Source organism: Photobacterium alginatilyticum, assembly GCF_009910675.1.
Lineage (GTDB): Bacteria > Pseudomonadota > Gammaproteobacteria > Enterobacterales > Vibrionaceae > Photobacterium > Photobacterium alginatilyticum.
The window spans coordinates 1-19,918 of sequence record NZ_RSEJ01000010.1 but is presented as its reverse complement, the minus strand read 5'-3'; the positions used below and the strand labels follow the sequence as shown (position 1 = coordinate 19,918).

Below are 19,918 nucleotides of genomic sequence, written 5' to 3'. Positions count from 1 at the left end.
TATTCATTAATGCAAAAACGTACCCTTTTCATTGGCACTGAATGCAGTTAAATCACCTGCCGGGTTAATAAGGTGAGGCAAGATATTCGGTAAGTTCAGCTCGATATCTTGATTCTCTACCGGGTTGATCATCGCGTGATACCACCCCAACAAACCCAGTACCGCATAGCCGATAGCATCATCGCTATCTCGGTGCTCAAGAATGGTCTGCAAGAAGCGTAAAATCGTTTTATCGTTGGATTTCGTCTGCTTAAGAGCCTCGTTATAGATAACCGATGCCTCGTCTACTAGCCCTTCAAACTCAGTTTCAATTGCGACCTTGAAGGAGCCACCATCAACAGAAATTCTCATATCAATATCACCAGAATAAATCGTGAATCGATAGTAGCTAAAAAGTGGGAAATTGTCGCTGCAAATGCAAGATATATATAAAAAGCCTAAAACACTTTGTCTTAGGCTTTCCATTTACCACTTCCACTGAAAACACGTTCTATTAGCGCCAGTAGCCTGAGTGGGAACCATAGCCTATGCTGTAGTCGGAGCTATCACCCTTGTCTTTGTCAGAGTCATCTGATGAATCTCTATCATCATAGTGTCGATGTCCGTGATGTCTCCAGTTGTGATCTCTGTTGTAACGTTCTTTGTACCAGTCATACCAATACGGACGCTTGAACTCTATCTTTTCCAAGTTAAGGACAAATAGGCAATCAAAGAAGATAGGATCGCCAACCCCGCCCCCGAAGTCGGTTAGGTTCACCATGCCAGACAGCCGTACCGTACCTTGGTACCAGGCAAAATCACCCGATGTTTTAATCACTGCATTCTCGTCACTGGAGGCACCAGTAATGTGCGTTATTTCCTCGCCTTCAGGTGTCACTATTGGCTTGTTTACCGGTTGTACTGTGGTGTCACCCCGAGTCACAATGGTACCGTTAGGAAATTTAAAGAAGGTTGTTCCGACAAGCTGAAGGCCTCCATTGGGCCCGTCCTCAATATTCGACAAACAATCTGTCGCGGTTCCGACAAGCTCCCCCGTTGCAATTTCTTTCAAATCAACATCAAAGCAAAAGGCGGGATCTGGCTGCTCATCACCGTCTATATCAGGTACGTCCATTTCATACATATCACCTTTACCGACCAGGTTGAGAGCTAAGCGCTGTTTACTGTCCGCGTCATTTTCATCGTCATCACCAGAATGCTCTTCGTGCTTGTAGTCAGAATGTTCATCCTTGGTGTCATACTCTGTATTATCATCTTCATACGAATCATCAGAAGAGTCTTCAACAGGCTCGTCATAAGAGTCATCAACGTACCCGTCATAAGAACCATCAACAGGTTCATCATAAGAGTTGTACTCTTCACCACTATCAGTATCAGTGCTCGCATAACTATCACTTTCATACGACGAGTAATCATATGAATCGTTATCATCATAAGATGCGACGGCAAAACCGGAAAAGCCGATACATACCGTAAGCACGGATAGTGCTACCTTATTCATTTTCATCACGATTCTCCACGAACCTTTTTAGTGACATCTTAGGTAATTGCTATAGCCAACAAACATAACAAAGCACTTCAATACTCCTTGCCATCTGCTCTTTTTTTCAGAAACAACCAAGCCACCTCCAAACATAATATTATGGGAGTAATTTGAACTGCTTTATTCTGGTTAATTGTAGATGCTATTAAATATTTTGATAACGATATCTATTCCCTTTAATTATTATCAACATCATGAATAAATTGGAAATTATAAAAACATTGGCAAAATCCACCTATCAAGATCTATTCGCAGTTCTCATAATTAAGAAAACCACACATAGTCCGAACATCGACAAAACTCGCACAATAGATTGTTTTATTTAGCTTAAGGCTTGAAAAATGGTATAACCCAGGTAATCAATTATGCTCTGAGCCTCGTTCTCACATAGGCTCTCATTCAATATTTCATTCACTAACTTAAACTAATTAAATGATAAACAATGCCGCTAACGAGTATAAGAAAAGACTAAAAAACCACAATAGAGAACTAGCAGAGAAAGAAAAATTCCATCGCAACATTAGTCATCTCCGATTATGGTTGGTAGTAACAACAATTACTGCCGCATCTATTCTCTATAACCATAATTATATTGAAGTCATTATTACAGCAATATTCATTTCAGGCACAATCTTCTTACTGTTGGTTAGAAAACATCTGCTAGTAGAAGACAAAATCACTCGACTAAAAGCCTTAATTGTTATCAATAATAATGGTATTTCCCGCGCCGAGGGACGCTGGCATTCACTTCCAGATAGCGGCAGTGATTTCATAAACAAGGAACATTTATTTACCAGTGACTTGGATATTTTTGGTGACAGCTCTCTTTTTCAGCGGATAAATACTGCACATACTAAGTTCGGACGAGAAGCACTGGCAGCGAAGCTCAGTAAGCCTAGCCAAACCTTTTCAAGCACTTACGAAAATCAATGCGCCGTCTTAGAACTTGCCGCCAATCTCGAGTTCAGACAAAACCTGGAGCAAGCTTCATTGCAGGTAAAAAGTCACAATATCAACCAAACAATAGCGTGGCTTGGAGACAAGAATACGTGTCTGGGCCTACAACAAAAGAAAGGGCTGGTTCGTCTGCTACCCATAGTATCGTTCGGCTCTTCATGTGCTGAATTCATCTTCTTTCAAACGTTCTTTATTCCGGTATTGTTTTATGCTTTACAAACACTTGTGGCTCTGAAATACCATAAGCAGAACCAAAGTTTGTTGACATCATTTGATAACAAGAAAAACAGTCTTAAAGACTATACCGGGATATTAAGAGTCATCGAAGAGCAGCGTTTTACCTCTCAGGCGCTACGAAAATTACACAAACGTATGATGAGTGACCGCTGCACTCGACCTTCTGTCGAACTGGCTACACTGAACTACTTGCTAAACCAGGCCAGCCTTCGGCATAACAAGCTCGTTCATCTCTTTATCAACATACTATTGCTATGGGATTGCCGGTACACGATCAAGCTTATGGAGTGGAAAGCCCAAAATGGCGCTTCAATTGCCACATGGTTCGAGGTAATTGGCGAAATGGAAGCACTCGCATCATTATCGGTGCTGTCTTATGAGAATCCGTCATGGACAATGCCAACAATCAATAATTCGAATACCATTGATGCCAAGAACCTCAAGCACCCACTGTTGCACGCCGATACCAATATAGGTAATAACTTCTCACTCGGTCACAACAAGCATGCGGCGATTATTTCAGGCTCGAACATGTCAGGGAAAAGCACTTTCCTGCGAACTGTGGCGACCAATTTAGTACTCGCCTATGCAGGTGCTCCAGTCAATGCCGACAACTTTCATTGTGGTCAATTTACCATCGTGACCTCTATGAGAACCGTCGACAATATCGATAAGAAAATATCCACATTCTACGCAGAGCTGATAAGGATAAAGAAGATGATTGATGTTGCCCAAACAGGCAATACCTTCTTTTTCATTGATGAAATCTTTAGTGGCACCAACTCCCGAGACAGACTTGAAGGGGCCTTTCAGGTCATCAAAGCACTAAACACCCCTAATTGCATTGGCATAGTTTCAACCCATGACTTGGCATTATGCGAGCTCACAACCAATAACATGTTCACCGCCGAGAACTACCATTTCCGCGAACACTATCAAGACGCAAAGATATACTTCGACTATAAAATCCAACCAGGCCACTCGACAACCAGCAATGCACTTTTCATGATGCAGCAGCTTGGGATCCCTGTTAACCAACCAGAGCAGATTAACTAATATGATCATTTACCGAAGGCTTACACCTTAAATTGCCCGACGGAATCAGAGTCAATATCCTTGGGGTTTAATCCGTACTCATTACTTCCCGGGTGGCTATCTAGCACGAAAAAATAAAGGAGGATTAGCGCCCCCACCAGCGGGATCAGCCCCAGTAGCATCCACCAGCCGTTACGCCCGGTATCATGCAAGCGCCGCACACCCACTGCAATACTCGGAATGAGAATGGCCAGCGAATATACCGTTCCCAAGGCACCGGCTCCCTCTCCCGCCCCGGGGTTCCCCATCGCGTTATCAAGAAAGGCCAGTACAATACTGATAACAACATTGGTCAGGAAAAAATACCAGTACTCTTTCCTGCGTGCTCTTCCCCTAAAGACGGCATAATTTTTAAGGACATGGAAATACCAGTTCATGGCTCAACCTTCATGTGAATAACTACTGAAAGTATATCCACTGCCGTCAATCTCGTTTTCTCTGATATTGAACAACCCACAAATCGCGTAGTCCTAGACTTAGAGAACGCTTATAAAAGGAATCCATTTATGGCCATGAAATTGCTTGCTACTGCCGCTTTGATCTGTGTCGCTTACTCGTCACACGCAAACACCAGACTCGACGAGCATGTCTTCTCTCCGGACCATGGGATCATATGCGATCAAAGAGCAGGGTTCTGCGTCGACCGATACGGTATATCCATGGCCTTTACCAAGGAATTCCTTGGACAGGCCGCGCAAGACAAGATGATGAAAATGATTAATGAGGTGGGTGCAAAGAACTTTGATACCAGCCGGTATTCATTTAGCAATAAAGTCTATTGCGACTCCGGCCAGCAAGCGTGTTTTACCGACCGGTACCAGGAGCAGCCGCAAGAAAGCTACAGCCAGGTTTTGTTTAAGTAACACAGAACCATTAAAAAAACTGACTCATCGACAGATAACGGTTACGGATATGTTCAATCAATAATCGTATCTTCTGGGAGGGTTGGCGGGTGTAGGGATAGACAGCATAGATCCCAAGCTTCTTGCCAACTTTATCCGGAAAGAGATCAAGCAATTTACCCTCAATTAAATCATGATACACCAGGCATCGTGGCACATAGGCGATACCATAACCGCCAAGCGCCGCCTTACGCAGAGCCGTGGCATTATCCGTCGAGAAATTCCCTTTTACATGCAATATGTAGTTCCCTTGCTCGCCGATAAATTGCCATTCCGCCGCTCCCGTTGTCTGATAGGCGTATTGCAGGCAATTGTGATTAACCAAGTCTTCCGGTTCCATCGGCTTGCCTAGTCGAGCAATATAAGCAGGCGCCGCACAAATAACCCATTGCGAATCGAGAATATGCCTGGCAATCAGGCTGGAATCTTCCAGATAACCGGTACGGATCACCAGATCGTAACCATCTTCCACCAAGTCAACAAAGCGATTGTTCAGCGACATATCGACGGTCATACCGGGGTGCAGGGTACAGAACTCCGCCACCGCATCAGCTAACAAGAGGTCTCCGGAGATAGTCGGCACTGACATTTTGACGTGGCCACTGACTTTTTCACCGTATCCACTGACCGCGTCAACCGCCTCGATTGCCGCCTGCTTCACATTTTTCGCACCTTGATAAAGAACTTTACCGGCTTCACTAACTGTTAACTTTCGGGTTGTACGGTACAAAAGCTGGACGCCAAGGTCCTCCTCCAGCCTTGCAATTCGCTTGCTAACCACTGAGTTTGTAAGGGAATTTAATTCAGCCACCTTGCTGAATGAACCACACTCCACCACCTGGGCGAAGAGGATCAGGTCATCTGTTTTTGCCATCATTAATCAACTTTTGGAATTAATCTTTTTCATTATTTCCCTATATCAAAAAAAAATAAAGGGTTATTGTCACACCACATTAACAAACACCCTACAATCCATAACAAGACCTGAACCAGGTCAAATACGAAACAGCTGTACGAAGGATGTACTACCATGAACGATACCCTACTTGCGTTACTCGCTTTTTCACCCATAGTGGTCGCTGCGATTTTGCTGGTCGGCCTTAACTGGCCAGCCAAACGCGCCATGCCTGTGGCCTTTTTACTCACTGTCGGCATCGCCATATTCTTCTGGGATATGTCTGCCAACCGGGTTTTCGCTTCCACCCTGCAAGGACTCGCTATTACCGTCGCGGTACTCTGGATTGTCTTCGGTGCCATATTCCTGCTTAACACCCTTAAGCACACCGGGGCAATAGCCACTATCAGAAGCGGCTTTACCGATATATCAACCGACAGACGCGTACAGGCCATCATCATCGCCTGGTGTTTCGGTTCATTTATCGAAGGTGCCTCTGGTTTCGGTACACCTGCTGCTATCGCCGCCCCTCTTTTGGTTGCAATCGGTTTCCCGGCGCTTGCCGCAGTTGTTATGGGTATGATGATCCAGTCTACGCCGGTATCTTTCGGTGCCGTCGGTACACCAATCATCGTAGGTGTCAACAAAGGCCTTGATACACACAATATTACCGAGACCCTGGTCGCCAATGGCTCAAACTGGGATATCTACCTTCAGCAAATCACCACTAACGTTGCTCTTATCCATGCGACTGTCGGTACATTGATGCCTGTGTTGATGGCTGTGATGCTGACCCGCTTCTTTGGTAAGAACAAGAGTTGGAAAGAAGGCCTGGAAATCCTGCCGTTCGCCATCTTTGCCGGTCTGGCTTTCACCGTTCCTTACGCACTAACAGGCGTATTTCTGGGGCCTGAATTCCCATCTCTAATCGGCGGTCTGGTTGGTCTGGCTATCGTCGTCACCGCTGCCAAGAAAGGCTTCTTGGTACCAAAGAATCACTGGGATTTTGAAAGTGAAGACAAGTGGCCGACTGAGTGGTTAGGTTCTCTGAAGATGGATCTGACCGAGAGCGAGAAGAAGCCAATGAACATGGCTCTTGCCTGGGCCCCATATGTTCTGCTGGCTGTGGTACTGGTTGCCAGCCGTGTAAGTGTCGATTTTAAGAACTTCCTGAAAAGTGTCAGCCTGTCGTTTGGTGACATCCTAGGTGAAGCCGGGATCAGTGCTGCCATCCAGCCTCTGTATCTGCCGGGCGGTATTCTGGTGTTCGTTGCCCTGCTCGCTGTACTGCTGCAATCTCGCCAGGTATCACCGCTGGTGAAAGCCTTCGGCGAATCAAGCAAGACGCTAGTCGGTGCAGGTTTTGTATTAGTATTCACCATTCCTATGGTACGTATCTTCATCAACTCGGGCGTTAACGCCGCAGACCTTGCAAGTATGCCTGTGACAACAGCAAACTTTGCCTCAGGCCTGGTTGGTGAGTTCTTCCCAGCTCTCAGTGCGACTATCGGTGCCCTGGGTGCCTTCATCGCCGGCTCGAACACAGTATCAAACATGATGTTCAGCCAGTTCCAGTTTGAGGTTGCACAAACACTGACTATCTCGAGTGCCGCCGTTGTTGCCCTACAGGCAGTCGGTGCCGCGGCAGGTAACATGATTGCTATCCACAATGTGGTCGCCGCATCAGCTACCGTTGGTCTGCTAGGCCGCGAGGGTGCAACTCTACGTAAAACCGTTATCCCAACGTTCTACTACCTCATCGTAACAGGTGTAATTGGTCTAACCATCGTCTACGGTTTCCACATTACCGATGCCCTAATGAGCTAACTCTGCAACACAACAAGTACACGGAAAGTCACTAACGACGAGCAACACAGCTATTCCATTCGGCCCCAGTGAACAAGAGTCACTTCCCAGAGCAGTTTCACTGGACCGGATGGAATAGCTTACCTGCCTTCAAGGAGTTCAAGATGCGAATCTACCCTGCCAAGCCGGAAAAAGTCTATTTCTACGCAACTTGCCTGGTCGACATGTTCGACCCGGAAGCCGGTCTTGATGCCATTACGCTGTTAGAGCAGCAGGGGATCGAGGTCATTTTCAAAGAGAAGCAAACTTGCTGCGGCCAGCCAGCCTATAGCTCCGGCTATGACAGCGAAGCCAAGCAAGTCGCCCTCAGCCAGATGGCACTATTTGAAGAGCAATGGCCGGTCATCGTTCTCTCCGGTTCCTGCGGCGGCATGATGCACCACCACTATCGTCGTCTATTCAAAGAAGATGAGAAACAACAGCAAGTCGATACCTTTTGTGACCGTGTTTTCGAACTCACCGAGTTTCTGGTCAATGTTTGCCGTATAAAGCTTAACGACCGCGGAGAATCAACCTCTGTCGTGATGCACACCTCCTGCGCTGCCCGCCGCGAAATGAATGTCCATGTTACGGCCACCCAGCTACTCAAACAGCTCGAAAATGTCGAGCTTCGTGAACAAGACTACGAAAGCGAGTGCTGTGGCTTTGGCGGCACCTTTGCCGTTCGTCACCCGAATATCAGCCAGGCTATGGTCGAAGACAAAACCCACCACCTGTCGAATACCCAGGCCGATGAGCTGGTGAGTGCCGACTGGGGTTGCCTGCTGAACATTAACGGGGCATTGGACTACCAAGGCAAGTCAATGCGCGGCCGCCACCTTGCCAGCTTCCTGCTGGAAAGAACAGGAGGAAAGTAAGCATGAAACATGAAAACGCCCAAGGGCCAGAACTCTTCCACCCGCAAGCCAAGTCGGCATTGGCAGACCAACAGCTACGACAGAATTTTCGCGGTGCGATGGACTACCTCCGGGACAAACGAAAAACGGCTTTTGCTGATGCCAATGAAGAACACAATATTCGCGACCTCTCTGAGGCCATCCGCCAGCGCTGCCTGAGCAAGTTACCCGATCTGCTGGAACAGCTTGAAACCAATTGCCAGAAGAACGGTATTCAGGTCCACTGGGCAGAAAATGCCGACGAGGCCAATAGCATTATTGCCGATATTGCCCAGTCCCATAACGCCAAGACGATCGTCAAAGGCAAGTCGATGGTCAGCGAAGAGATTGAGCTGAATCATGAAATGGAAAAACTCGGTATTGAATGCCTTGAAAGTGATATGGGCGAGTACATTGTCCAGCTTGACGGCGACAAGCCTTCTCACATCATCATGCCGGCGATTCACAAGAACAAACAGGAAGTGAGTGATACCTTCGAGCATAATCTCGATGATTTCACCCCGACCGTCGATGTTGATGAGTTAATTCAGACCGGTCGCAGCAGGCTGCGCCAGAAATTCCATGACGCCGATATCGGCCTGTCGGGCGTCAACTTTGCCGTTGCCGAAACTGGCACATTGTGTCTGGTAGAAAACGAAGGTAACGGCAGAATGTGTACCACTTTGCCTGACGTCCACATTGCCATAACCGGTATCGAGAAGGTGGTTGAATTCCTGTCTGATGTTCCACCTCTATACAGCGCCCTGACCCGTTCGGCTACCGGTCAGGCGATTTCCACTTATTTCAACATGATCACTTCCCCGCGCCGCGAAGGTGAGCTGGACGGCCCGCAAGAGGTCCATCTCGTCCTGCTCGACAACGGTCGCTCACAAGCTTATCGCGATGAGGAAATGCGCAAAACCCTGCAATGTATCCGGTGCGGGGCATGTATGAACCATTGTCCGGTCTATACCCGCATTGGCGGCCACGCCTACGGCACGGTTTACCCGGGTCCGATCGGTAAAATCATCTCACCGCACATGATGGGGCTGGAGAAAACCAAAGATCTGGTAACCGCATCAAGTCTGTGTGGTGCCTGCGGTGAAGTCTGCCCGGTTCGGATCCCTATCCCCGAGCTCCTGCAGCGACTGCGCCATGAAGCCAAGAATCCACCGAACGAAGGCACCCAAGCCATTAACGGTCAGGAGGCCGCTGCCAATAAAGCTGAAAAGCTGGCCATGAAGGGATTTGCCTATGCGGCAACTCACCCAACGCTTTATCACACAGGTACATTGGCAGCAACAAAGCTCAAGGCCCTGATGCCAAGCAACCTCGGGGCATGGACCCAATGCCGGACCGCACCAAAGCCTGCGGACAAAACCTTGCACCAGCTGCTTAAGTCACGAAAGTAAGGAGAGAACAATGAGCACAGCACGACAATCTATTCTGTCTCGCCTTCGTAACGCAGGTGCAACACCCAAAAGTTCTGAGGGACACACTTATCACCCTTGGGCTGCGACATCGGAACAAGAGCTAGAACAACGATTTATCGACTGCATCACGGCCAGTCACGCCGATGTTATTCGTACTAATAGCGAGCGACTAGAAGAAGTTCTTTCCCGGTTAATAGAAGACAAACAGCTCCACCGCATCGCCCTGGGCACTGGAGGTAAGTTTCAGTCTGCCATTGATGGAGCCACAAAGCAGGTTGAATCTGTTCCTTTTGAGCATGAAGTTAGTCAGTGGAAAACTGAGCTATTCGAGCAGGTTGATGCCGGGATCACCCACTGCCTGGCCGGCATTGCCGACACTGGCACGCTGGTATTGTGGCCCGACCGCCAGGAGCCTCGTACCCTGTCACTGGTCCCACCGACACACATCGCACTTCTCAAGCGCTCAACACTGGTAAGCAACTTTGCCGAGCTCATGAACAAACAAGCTTGGCATATCGGCATGCCAACCAATGCCATTTTAGTCTCCGGCCCATCTAAAACGGCTGATATACAGCAGACACTGGCCTACGGCGCCCATGGCCCGAAAGAGCTGATCGTCGTGATGATTGAAGACTGACTGAACTAACTGACAAAATAGACACATCCAACTAACTATAGTGCGCTCACTCCCTGTCTCGAGCGCATTATTTTTTACATACAGCACCATCAGCTTGAGCTACGACTTTTAGTCAGTTATCCGTATACCACCTTAGGCAACCAGGTTGCCAGAGATGGCCAGTACGCCAGCATCCCAATCACAAAAAGCTGAATCATAATAAACGGAATAACCCCCCGATATATTTGCTGGGTCGAAATCGTATCCGGGGCAACGCCACGTAAATAGAACAACGAAAAGCCAAACGGCGGTGTCAAAAATGATGTCTGCAGGTTCAGGGCAATCATGATACCGAGCCAGACAGGATCCAGATCCATACTCAGCAAGATTGGCGCAACAATCGGAATCACCACAAAGGTGATCTCAATAAAATCGAGAAAGAACCCCAACAGGAACATCACCAGCATTACCAACAGTACCGCGCCGAACACCCCACCCGGCAGATCGGTCAAAAACTCCCTCACCAGATCATCGCCGCCAAACCCGCGAAAAACCAATGAAAAGACCGATGCGCCAATCAGGATCATAAAAACCATCGCGGTCACTTCGGTTGTACTGTGCATAACATCACGGAGAATTTGAAGGGTAAAAGTCCGTTTGATCCAAGCCAGAATAATGGCACCGACCGAGCCGACCGATGCAGCTTCTGTAGGTGTCGCAATGCCAGCGAGAATAGACCCCAAGACCAAAATGATCAGCAATATTGGCGGAAACAATACGGTAAGCACCTGCATCCACAACTCTTTGCTGACCTTGCGCTCATCAGCTGGAATTGGCGGTACTTTCTCAGGAGCCACCACGGCTATCGCTATCAAATAGACGCAATACAACCCCACCAAAATAAGCCCGGGGATCAGGGCGCCAAGAAACAGATCGCCTACCGTAATACTCTCCGGGGCAAAGATCCCCTGATCAAGCTGCGCCTGCTGATAGGATGACGAAATAACATCACCCAGCAGCACCAGCACGATCGACGGCGGGATGATCTGCCCCAGTGTGCCTGACGCACAAATTGTGCCCGTCGCTACCTCTGCCGAATAACCGCGTCGCATCATGGTCGGCAAAGAGAGTAACCCCATGGTCACCACGGTAGCACCTACAATCCCGGTACTGGCTGCCAGCAACATGCCCACCAGAGTCACTGATAGCCCAAGCCCGCCAGCGAGTCCACCAAAGACCTGCCCCATGGTATCCAGCAACTCTTCAGCAATCTTTGATTTTTCGAGCATAACCCCCATAAAAATAAACAAGGGAATGGCGATTAACAGTTCATTGGACAATATGCCCTGAATACGATTGGGGATCGCTTCTAGAAACACAGGATCAAATGTTTCGGTAAAATAACCAATGACAGCAAAGATCAATGCCGATCCCGCCAATGAAAAGGCAACCGGGTAACCAGCCAGCAACACAATAAAGACGAAAATAAACAAGAACAACGGCAGGAGTTCAATCATAATCCGTGCTCCTCGACATGCTCGTCTAAAGCAGCAACCGCTGACTCATGACCACTGAGAACCAGTATGCACTTCAATGTTTCCGCAACTCCCTGCAAAATCATTAACGCGGGCATAAGCAGAATCGACGTCTTGAAGATATACCGCGCATCAATTCCCCCGGCTTCCTGGGAACCTTCCAGCATCTGCCATGAAAAAAGCACGTACTCCCAAGAAATGTAAAAAATGAAGCCACAGGTCGGCAGCATCAAGATGATGAATCCCAGCAAATCAACCCAGGCTTTTTTTCTTGCAGATGAAGGACGATAGAAAATATCAACCCTGACATGAGCGCCTTTTAACAAAGCATAAGCTGCGCCCAGCATGATCACGTAGTTGTGAAAGTAGGTAATCGACTCTTGCATGAATACAGAGCCAATATTAAAGACATAACGCATCACAACCACAACAAAGGTAATGATCACGATGGCGAGAACAAACCATGACACGATCCGTCCGGTTAAATCGGTAAAACGATTAATACCCCGGATCAGACTAATCAAGAAGGGAGAAGGTGTATCCATACAACACTCACCGAGTTATCTAATTTTCAAGTATTTCAATACCGGAAGACCAGATGGGCATCTTCACGAACTGTTCAGAAACAGCCTCCTTGCAAAGCACGCCATCTGGCACTGATATCCGTGTTACTTCTTTTATTGTGGGTTTCTTGAATTCAGGTAGGACTGCTCTGAAATCTCATGCCACTCAACAGCCTGCTGACGGAAAGTCTTATAAGACTCATAGACTTTCTTGCTCATTGGATCTTTCTTCGCTTCATCCTCAATCACCTGCTCAGAAAGACTCTTCAGCTGTTCAAGTACCTCGGTTGGATACGGGCGCAAATCCACCTTATGCTCCTTGACCAAACGTTCCAATGCCGCATTGTTACGTGCCGTGTATTCCGCCAGCATATTGGCATTGGCCACGCGGGTGGCATTCAGCACGATGGACTGGAGATCTTTCGGCAGCTTATCGAAGGCTTTCTTGTTAATCAGCGCTTCCAATGTTGTACCTGGCTCATGCCAACCCGGGTAGTAATAAAACTTGGCTGCCTTGTGCAGGCCGAAAGCCATATCATTGTATGGGCCAACCCATTCGGTGGCATCAATAGCACCAGACTGCAGTGCCGGGAAGATTTCGCCACCCGGTAGCAAAACCGGAGTTCCGCCAGCACGCTTGAGTACTTCACCACCCAGTCCGGGGATGCGCATTTTCAGGCCTTTAAGATCTGCCAGCGAGTTGATCTCTTTATTAAACCAACCGCCCATTTGAACGCCGGTATTTCCACCTGGCATTGGAATAATGCCGAACGGCGCATAGGCTTCCTGCCACAGTGCCAAACCACCGCCGCTGTAGATCCAGCTATTCATCTCCTGAGCCGTCAGTCCAAAAGGCACAGCCGCAAAAAACTGCCCTGCAGGCACCTTTCCTTTCCAGTAATAGCCGGCACCATGGCCCATCTCGGCTGTACCTCTCGATACAGCATCGAATACTTCAAGAGCGCCCACCAGCTCCTTGGCGCCGTAAACTTTTACCTGAATTCGGCCGTCACTCATTTCGCCAATCAGTTTTGCCAAGTCATTGGCACCGGTACCCAGCCCTGGGAAATTTTTTGGCCAGGTCGTTACCATCTTCCATTTGTATTCGGCTTTGGCGGCATTGGCAATAAAGGGGGTAAAAAGCGCAGCGGCTACAGTGAGCGATAAAGTCAGCTTTCTGACGACATCCTTGAGATACATCATCCTCTCCTTCGTATTGTTGTTATGATTTTGTAAACCAACTTTTACTATAGATTCATATCAAGGAGGTCGTTATAAATTATTGATAAATTTGAGCGCGCTCATAAAACAGCCGTAATCTCACGGCTAATGCACTATGTTCAAATACACTCTAAATGGGCTGTGGAGAAATGTTGATATAGGCCGGGAGTGGCGGGTAAGTTTGAATGATTGGCTCTCAGGCAGAACAAATGGTGTAAGACATAAGTTGTATTGCGCAACGGCATTCCTAAGTCTAACCTACTAGATAGCGTGGTAAGTAATCCCATGCATAAAGCAAGGAAGGATGCCTGTTATGTCAGCTGAAATGATCAGAGATAATGAATGCACAAACGAAAGTAGCCACGCTATGCATTTAGCTGGAACATGTAAGCATTGTGGGAACGCAACGTTAATACATATTATTGAGCTTAATCTCCAGTCATGCGCTTTCTGCCACCAGTCGGAACCTGAAGCACCAAGCCACTTTAACCCGGCTGAACTAAACCATAAACAAGAATTCAAGAAAGAAGATCACGTTAATAAAGCTTAACCCGCACCACTTTCATCACTTCAATATCGAAACCGGCAACCACCTCAATCGTCGGATAGTAAGTCATGTTGACCTTGGCCCCTTTCAGGCTTTTGTACTTTTTCTTTCGCTTGAACTTAAACGGCGCATCGCAGCCTTCAATCATCAATGTATGCTGAATCCACTCTCCATCTTCACGCTGGGTGTGGGATAGCACTTTTACCCCTTCGGAATGAACAAGACTTTCATGATTTTGCAGTAAGTTATCAACGGGCGATTTCATGGTTTATCTCAATAACGCGTAATAGAGAAATGCTAAATGAATTCATAATCACAAGCAATAATTCAAACTTTCGAAATCAATTTGATAATATCTTTTAATACAGGAATTTATATAACTTTAAGCGAAAATAAAAATACGACTAACATTCATTCAGTATCATTTATAAGACAAAATCACTCAAACCATCGCACTACTATTAATGTGTCCTTAGGTCTTATACCGCTACAGGATTGTCCTGATCAAGCGGGTTATTTTTGAGTTCGAGTTTCATTGCTGAAAACAACAACAGAGAGCATTGGCTCTCTGTTGTTGTTTATGCTGGAGGACTAGCGTTAGAACGACAGGAAAATGCCGGCTAGCGTTGCGCTCATCAAGTTTGACAGAGTGGCTGCGAATATCGCTTTAAGGCCAAGTCGTGCAATGTCCGGACGGCGGCTCGGTACGACTCCTCCCAATCCCCCCATCATCATGGCAATCGATGTCAGGTTGGCGAAACCACACAATGCAAAAGTCACGATTGCCTGAGAGTGTTCGCTCAACTGCTCTTTAACGGCCATCAGATCTGCAAATGCCACAAACTCATTCACTGCAATCTTTTTACCAATCAGGCTTGCTGCTACTGTTGCTTCTGACCAAGGAACACCAATTAACCAGGCAACGGGTGCAAATAGATAACCGAACAATAGTTCAAGACTTAGGTCATCAATACCAATCCAGTTACCAACATGCCCAAGACCACCATTTAATAGCGCGATCAAGCTGATGATTGCCAGCAGGCTTGCACCGACAGCCATCGCTATTTGCAAGCCGCTCAGGGCACCTTGCGAAGCCGCATCGATAATGTTTACCGGTGCCGTCTCATCTTCCTCATCAACCTGTGGCTCATCACTCAGGGTTTCCGTTTGCGGAACCAGAATTTTTGCCATCATCAGGCCAGCGGGCGCAGACATAAAGCTTGCGGCAATCAGGTAACTAATTTCAACGCCCAGTCCGGCATAACCCACCAGGGTGCCACCAGCCACCGATGCAAGGCCGCCCACCATGACGGCAAAAAGCTCAGAGCGGCTCATTTTGGCCAGGTATGGACGAACAACCAATGGTGCTTCTACGGAACCAACAAAAATATTGGCCGTGGCAGACATCGATTCGGTACGGCTCGTACCCAGGATGCGCTGCAGACCGCCACCCAGACAACGGATCACCCAGCCCATGATGCCAAGGTAATAGAACACTGAGATCAGTGCAGAAAAGAACACGATGGTAGGAAGCACATTCACAGCAAAAATAAAGCCGATTTTGAACTTGGCCAAATCGCCAAACAAGAACTCAGAACCAATGCGGCCATAGTCAATCACACCGGAGACAGCATTAGAGACAGTGTTCAGTACTTCACGTCCTACAGGAACATACAGAATGAAGCCAGCAAACAAGATTTGGATTGCAAACGCACCACCTACAGCGCGCCAGCTTATCGCACGGCGATTTTCAGAAAAAAGTATAGCAACCGCAAATAGCGAAATAATGCCTAAGATGCCGACCAAATGGTTCACGGTCATTCTCCAATATTAGTGTTTTAGTAAACGATTGCGGCGGCATTGTAGGGATTAAAAAAACTGTGACAAGGATCAAATTGTTAAGCCGTTTTACAGTAAGGAAACACATCTTGAAAAAGTTGCTGCCTTTATCGACAAAGCAAACGAAATCGGCCGATTGGTTCCATATGCGGATACTATTGTCACACCAGATGACAATCACCCAGCCCAATAGACACAAATTTTGTAAGACTTTCTTCCCCTGCTTTTGATACATCTTCTACACTTTTCACTGCGGTGCTCATTATCAAGCTGCCATCAACTCGTTGGCACAGGTGTCTTCTGAGAGGTGTTCCATGAACAGCCATAAAATACTTATCTTATTTATCATTGTGTTTGGACTGGTTGGTTGCGAGCAAGCATCAAAAGGCTTTAGCCTACCGATTGGCGATCCGGCAAAAGGTGAAGAAGTCTTTATGAGTATGCAGTGCCTGAGCTGCCATGAAATGGAAGGTTACGATCGGCCTGAAGGCGGAGAGGACAAACTTTCAGTGACACTAGGAGGTAAGGTGGCGACTCTGAAAACCTATGCCGAGCTTGTCACGTCAGTTATCAATCCCTCGCACCAGCTTGCGGAAGGCTACGAGCTATCAGAGATCCAGGAGTCGGGTGAGTCTGTCATGCCTGTCTATAACAACATAATGACCGTAGAGCAGCTCATCAACCTCATCACTTTCCTTGAGTCACGTTATGAGCTAGAGCCCTACACACGCACTGAGTACATAATATACCGGTGATAACTCAGAACAGGCCGCGGTCCCAAACCGCGGGCTCGCCGATACGGGCCCGGACAAAATCTATGAACACTTTCACCTTGGCCGGTAAATACTTGTGGCGCGGGTAAATAGCATACAAGGGCATCTGCTGATTGAGCTGCCAGTCAGGCATCAAACGGATCAGCCGCCCTTCCCTGAGTTCATTCTTGAGCAGGTAGGTTGCCAGATAACCAATGCCGTGCCCGGCCAATGTCGCATCCCGGATGGCATCGGCCGAGTCGACACGGTAGTTACCCTTGACCTTCACCTGTAAATCATCCTGTTCGTTGCAGAAACGCCACGTCGTATCTTTACGTTCCCGACTGAAGTAGGTAATACAGTTGTGCTGTTTCAGATCTTCAGGATGGTAAGGTACACCATGCTTGGCCAAGTAGTCCGGGCTGGCAGCCAGGACAAACTTACAATCGGTAAGATGTCTTGCGACAAAGCCCTCTGGCGGTGATGACATGATCCCTACCCACAGATCCAGCTGTTCCGAAATCAGATCGACCCGATGATCAAACAGGCTCAACTCCAGATCAAGCTGGGGATACTGCTCATGAAACTCGGAAATGTAAGGACCGATATGGTTGAGGGCAAAGGACTGTGCAATACCGACACGCAGTGCGCCATGCAGGGTATCAGTATCTTGCACCAGCTCGCTTTCCGCCTCATTGATCTCGTCAACAATATTGGCACAGTGAACAGCGAACTGTCGGCCGGCTTCTGTAAGGGCAAAAGAGCGAGTTGTGCGCTGAACCAGTTGTACCCCCAGCCGCTGTTCAAGCTGCTGCACCAACTTGCTGACCTGTGTTCTGGATATATCGAGTATCTGCGCGGCACGGGTAAAACTTTGCTGCTTTGTCAGGGCATTGAACACAACCATCTGCTGGGCTTTTTTTAGCATGTAAACCTTCAAGAACTCGATTCGCGCAACAAGCCGCCACGCACAAAAACAAAAGACCTGTCAGTGACAGGCCTTTAGATAAGAAGTACCCCGCACATGACGTGGTACATTCAAGTATTGTATTCCAGCTTACATCTTAAAGAAAGAAAGCTGCTGCTTTTGCTTCTCGGCAAGCTGAGACAGCTCGTTACTTGCAGAAGCACTCTGGCTAATGCCGGCGACATTCTGATTAATGATTTCAGACATATTTGTGACATTACGATTAATGTCTTGCGTCACCTGCGATTGCTGCTCGGCAGCGGTCGCTACTTGGGTATTCATATCGCTGATCTGCACGACTGATTCCGTAATTCCCATCAAAGCCTCGTTAGCACGACTCGTCAGTTCCTGATTGCGCTCAAGCATCTCAAGGCTCATCTGCATACTGTCATTGGCATTGTTTGACTGTGATTGCAGCTCTTCGATTATGGCCTGAATTTCCTGAGTTGAGTCCTGGGTACGAGCCGCAAGCATACGCACCTCGTCAGCAACTACCGCAAAACCACGACCTGATTCACCCGCTCGAGCAGCTTCGATGGCAGCATTCAACGCCAGCAAGTTTGTCTGCTCGGAAATACCGCGGATCACTTCGATCACCTTGCTGATCTGCTCAGACTGCTCCTGCAGGCGTGTAACAACACCGGCAGCATCTGACAGAGTCTGCGTCATTTGTTCACTGGCCGCATTGCTTTGCTCAAAAATTTCCAGCCCTTCTCGAGCCAGTTCATCGGTCTGCTTAGCTGTTGAGTCTGCCGCTGTGGCATTGTCACTCACGTTTTCTGCGGTGCTCGATAGCTCATTAACGGCTGAGGCAACCTGGTCAATTTCATTCAGTTCAGACTGCGCATTCGCTTCAGACTGGGTCATCACGGCAGCAAGTTCAGTCGAGGCAGATGCCACATCCTCACTAATACGTACAAGGGCATCAACGGTTTTATGAAGCTGATCTACCGTTGTATTTACATCGGCACTGAGTCGTGCAACCTCATTGTCACCATCCTGCTCGGCATGGACACGTAAATTACCACTCGCGACTTCGCGCATAACAGCCTGCAGCTTCACAATCGGGTTAACAATCAGCCCCGACAACCACCATGCAACAGCAAAAACGACGACAAAAACAAATAGAATTGCCATTGAAGCCGTCGACATCAGCACTTTGTTGTTCTCGGCACTCTGCGCCATACTCTGCGACGAGAACCTGTTCACGCTTTCTGATAGCTGGTTGATCGAACCGACCATCGTATTACCTACCTGACGATATTGCGCAATGAATGCCTCAAATTCTGATTCACTCACTTCACCGCGATCGTGGCGGGTCAGTACATCAACGGCGCGTGTTGAATACTTAATGTAATCATTTATAGCACTGCGAACAGATTGAGACTCAGCTTTAAACTCAGGTACCAGCTCTAGTAACTGCAAGTCATTAGTAACATCGCTAGACGTCGTTTTTAACTCGTTAAGAAACGAACTACGACGTTTGGCATCATAAATAGAATACACCGCACTAATACGCAATGGATAAATGCGATCATCAATATTGGCAATCGTATCTTTATAATCAACAAGATTTTCCGTGTTACTTGAAACGATCTGTTGTTCAGCTTCCAGTTTAGTTTTTGTTGTTACTAAAGATACCAGCAGAACAACGGCCATTAACATAACAGGCAATAACACCTGATAGCGAATTGATAAGTTTTTCAACGAAAATTGCATTACAGCCTCAAAAAGGTAAAAGTGCAGATATGCATCCATACACAAAATAATGGCGGCATTATCGCCTCAAACCCCTTATAAAGATAGAGGTAGATCACAAAAAACAGAAAAACCAATGCAACTATAGACATAAAAATAGCAATTTCTCATAAGCCATATATATAGCAAAAAGAAAAGCTAGCCCCTCCAGTGATATATTTATTCCTAATATACCCAAGCTACCTCAAGATGCAGGATTCAGAGTGAGACCAGCGAGCTCAGTTCAAGGAAAATGACGGTAGGAATGGCTTTTCCCTTTCAACGTTATTTGACACAGAAATGGGTTTGCTGGCTCACTCCCAAAGGGCGAGTTTACT

General features: G+C 47.4%; 18 protein-coding genes. 7 read left to right on the top strand and 11 right to left on the bottom strand.

All coding sequences use genetic code 11. The features are described 5' to 3' along the window. Positions 1-6: 6 nt before the first annotated feature. Together EIZ48_RS11110 and EIZ48_RS11105 are read right to left on the bottom strand one after the other, a co-directional pair. Positions 7-351 carry a hypothetical protein gene (locus EIZ48_RS11110; RefSeq protein WP_160651040.1) on the bottom strand — a complete coding sequence of 115 codons (345 nt, stop codon included), beginning with the start codon at positions 349-351 and terminating at the stop codon, positions 7-9. Between the two features lie 142 nt (positions 352-493). After that, entirely contained in the window at positions 494-1,507 is a 1,014-nt protein-coding gene (locus EIZ48_RS11105; protein ID WP_160651037.1) for a hypothetical protein, read from the bottom strand. Between the two features lie 678 nt (positions 1,508-2,185). Here EIZ48_RS11105 and EIZ48_RS11100 point away from each other — a divergent pair. After that, positions 2,186-3,793, top strand: a complete 1,608-nt coding sequence (locus EIZ48_RS11100; RefSeq protein WP_160651034.1) for a MutS-related protein — start codon at positions 2,186-2,188, stop codon at positions 3,791-3,793. A gap of 20 nt (positions 3,794-3,813) precedes the next feature. Here the strand turns inward: EIZ48_RS11100 and EIZ48_RS11095 are convergent, their stop codons facing one another. Beyond that, a complete protein-coding gene (locus EIZ48_RS11095) occupies positions 3,814-4,209 on the bottom strand; it encodes a DUF805 domain-containing protein (RefSeq protein WP_160651031.1) in 396 nt (131 codons plus the stop codon). 129 nt (positions 4,210-4,338) lie between these two features. Between EIZ48_RS11095 and EIZ48_RS11090 the strand changes: the two genes are divergently transcribed. Next, positions 4,339-4,695 (top strand): YcgJ family protein, encoded by a 357-nt coding sequence (locus EIZ48_RS11090; protein WP_240152942.1) that lies wholly within the window; start codon positions 4,339-4,341, stop codon positions 4,693-4,695. A 10-nt stretch (positions 4,696-4,705) separates the two neighbouring features. Here EIZ48_RS11090 and EIZ48_RS11085 read toward each other — a convergent pair whose 3' ends face one another. Beyond that, positions 4,706-5,608 (bottom strand): LysR family transcriptional regulator, encoded by a 903-nt coding sequence (locus EIZ48_RS11085; RefSeq protein ID WP_160651368.1) that lies wholly within the window; start codon positions 5,606-5,608, stop codon positions 4,706-4,708. 156 nt (positions 5,609-5,764) lie between these two features. Here EIZ48_RS11085 and EIZ48_RS11080 point away from each other — a divergent pair, with 156 nt between their 5' ends. The 4 genes from EIZ48_RS11080 to EIZ48_RS11065 all read left to right on the top strand — a co-directional run bounded on the left by EIZ48_RS11080 (position 5,765) and on the right by EIZ48_RS11065 (position 10,440). Continuing rightward, a complete protein-coding gene (locus tag EIZ48_RS11080) occupies positions 5,765-7,456 on the top strand; it encodes an L-lactate permease (protein WP_160651028.1) in 1,692 nt (563 codons plus the stop codon). A 143-nt stretch (positions 7,457-7,599) separates the two neighbouring features. Then, positions 7,600-8,352, top strand: coding sequence for a (Fe-S)-binding protein (locus tag EIZ48_RS11075; protein WP_160651025.1), 753 nt, complete (start codon positions 7,600-7,602; stop codon positions 8,350-8,352). Between the two features lie 2 nt (positions 8,353-8,354). Then, positions 8,355-9,782: a LutB/LldF family L-lactate oxidation iron-sulfur protein gene (locus EIZ48_RS11070; RefSeq protein ID WP_160651022.1), complete on the top strand. Its 1,428-nt coding sequence runs from the start codon at positions 8,355-8,357 to the stop codon at positions 9,780-9,782. Positions 9,783-9,792: 10 nt separating this feature from the next. After that, complete coding sequence (locus EIZ48_RS11065) at positions 9,793-10,440, top strand: LutC/YkgG family protein (protein WP_160651020.1); 648 nt, start codon at positions 9,793-9,795, stop codon at positions 10,438-10,440. Positions 10,441-10,556: 116 nt separating this feature from the next. Here EIZ48_RS11065 and EIZ48_RS11060 read toward each other — a convergent pair whose 3' ends face one another. The 5 genes from EIZ48_RS11060 to EIZ48_RS11040 form a co-directional block, all read right to left on the bottom strand. After that, positions 10,557-11,936 carry a TRAP transporter large permease gene (locus EIZ48_RS11060; protein WP_160651017.1) on the bottom strand — a complete coding sequence of 460 codons (1,380 nt, stop codon included), beginning with the start codon at positions 11,934-11,936 and terminating at the stop codon, positions 10,557-10,559. Then, positions 11,933-12,499, bottom strand: coding sequence for a TRAP transporter small permease subunit (locus tag EIZ48_RS11055; protein ID WP_160651014.1), 567 nt, complete (start codon positions 12,497-12,499; stop codon positions 11,933-11,935). The genes EIZ48_RS11060 and EIZ48_RS11055 overlap by 4 nt, the downstream gene beginning before the upstream one ends. Before the next feature lie 132 nt (positions 12,500-12,631). After that, a complete protein-coding gene (locus EIZ48_RS11050) occupies positions 12,632-13,717 on the bottom strand; it encodes a TRAP transporter substrate-binding protein DctP (protein ID WP_160651366.1) in 1,086 nt (361 codons plus the stop codon). Positions 13,718-14,274: 557 nt separating this feature from the next. Then, the gene (locus EIZ48_RS11045) at positions 14,275-14,550 is read right to left on the bottom strand and encodes a hypothetical protein (protein ID WP_160651012.1); all 276 of its coding nucleotides are present in this window, start codon (positions 14,548-14,550) and stop codon (positions 14,275-14,277) included. Positions 14,551-14,882: 332 nt separating this feature from the next. After that, a complete protein-coding gene (locus tag EIZ48_RS11040) occupies positions 14,883-16,100 on the bottom strand; it encodes a NupC/NupG family nucleoside CNT transporter (protein ID WP_160651009.1) in 1,218 nt (405 codons plus the stop codon). A 338-nt stretch (positions 16,101-16,438) separates the two neighbouring features. Here EIZ48_RS11040 and EIZ48_RS11035 point away from each other — a divergent pair, with 338 nt between their 5' ends. Then, positions 16,439-16,879: a c-type cytochrome gene (locus EIZ48_RS11035; protein WP_160651006.1), complete on the top strand. Its 441-nt coding sequence runs from the start codon at positions 16,439-16,441 to the stop codon at positions 16,877-16,879. A gap of 4 nt (positions 16,880-16,883) precedes the next feature. On the opposite strand, the gene EIZ48_RS11030 is transcribed toward EIZ48_RS11035, so the two are convergent. After that, positions 16,884-17,804 carry a LysR family transcriptional regulator gene (locus EIZ48_RS11030; protein ID WP_160651003.1) on the bottom strand — a complete coding sequence of 307 codons (921 nt, stop codon included), beginning with the start codon at positions 17,802-17,804 and terminating at the stop codon, positions 16,884-16,886. 129 nt (positions 17,805-17,933) lie between these two features. Further along, entirely contained in the window at positions 17,934-19,562 is a 1,629-nt protein-coding gene (locus EIZ48_RS11025) for a methyl-accepting chemotaxis protein (RefSeq protein ID WP_160651000.1), read from the bottom strand. Between the last annotated feature and the right edge of the window lie 356 nt (positions 19,563-19,918).

Excerpts from the sequence above, each read along its gene's own strand:
- EIZ48_RS11025 (WP_160651000.1), bottom strand. The coding sequence starts at position 19,562 with ATGCAATTTTCGTTGAAAAACTTATCAATTCGCTATCAGGTGTTATTG.
- EIZ48_RS11065 (WP_160651020.1), top strand. The coding sequence starts at position 9,793 with ATGAGCACAGCACGACAATCTATTCTGTCTCGCCTTCGTAACGCAGGT.
- EIZ48_RS11045 (WP_160651012.1), bottom strand. The coding sequence starts at position 14,550 with ATGAAATCGCCCGTTGATAACTTACTGCAAAATCATGAAAGTCTTGTT.
- EIZ48_RS11090 (WP_240152942.1), top strand. The coding sequence starts at position 4,339 with ATGGCCATGAAATTGCTTGCTACTGCCGCTTTGATCTGTGTCGCTTAC.
- EIZ48_RS11085 (WP_160651368.1), bottom strand. The coding sequence starts at position 5,608 with ATGGCAAAAACAGATGACCTGATCCTCTTCGCCCAGGTGGTGGAGTGT.
- EIZ48_RS11060 (WP_160651017.1), bottom strand. The coding sequence starts at position 11,936 with ATGATTGAACTCCTGCCGTTGTTCTTGTTTATTTTCGTCTTTATTGTG.
- EIZ48_RS11055 (WP_160651014.1), bottom strand. The coding sequence starts at position 12,499 with ATGGATACACCTTCTCCCTTCTTGATTAGTCTGATCCGGGGTATTAAT.
- EIZ48_RS11105 (WP_160651037.1), bottom strand. The coding sequence starts at position 1,507 with ATGAAAATGAATAAGGTAGCACTATCCGTGCTTACGGTATGTATCGGC.
- EIZ48_RS11080 (WP_160651028.1), top strand. The coding sequence starts at position 5,765 with ATGAACGATACCCTACTTGCGTTACTCGCTTTTTCACCCATAGTGGTC.
- EIZ48_RS11030 (WP_160651003.1), bottom strand. The coding sequence starts at position 17,804 with ATGCTAAAAAAAGCCCAGCAGATGGTTGTGTTCAATGCCCTGACAAAG.
- EIZ48_RS11110 (WP_160651040.1), bottom strand. The coding sequence starts at position 351 with ATGAGAATTTCTGTTGATGGTGGCTCCTTCAAGGTCGCAATTGAAACT.
- EIZ48_RS11070 (WP_160651022.1), top strand. The coding sequence starts at position 8,355 with ATGAAACATGAAAACGCCCAAGGGCCAGAACTCTTCCACCCGCAAGCC.
- EIZ48_RS11075 (WP_160651025.1), top strand. The coding sequence starts at position 7,600 with ATGCGAATCTACCCTGCCAAGCCGGAAAAAGTCTATTTCTACGCAACT.
- EIZ48_RS11035 (WP_160651006.1), top strand. The coding sequence starts at position 16,439 with ATGAACAGCCATAAAATACTTATCTTATTTATCATTGTGTTTGGACTG.
- EIZ48_RS11095 (WP_160651031.1), bottom strand. The coding sequence starts at position 4,209 with ATGAACTGGTATTTCCATGTCCTTAAAAATTATGCCGTCTTTAGGGGA.
- EIZ48_RS11050 (WP_160651366.1), bottom strand. The coding sequence starts at position 13,717 with ATGTATCTCAAGGATGTCGTCAGAAAGCTGACTTTATCGCTCACTGTA.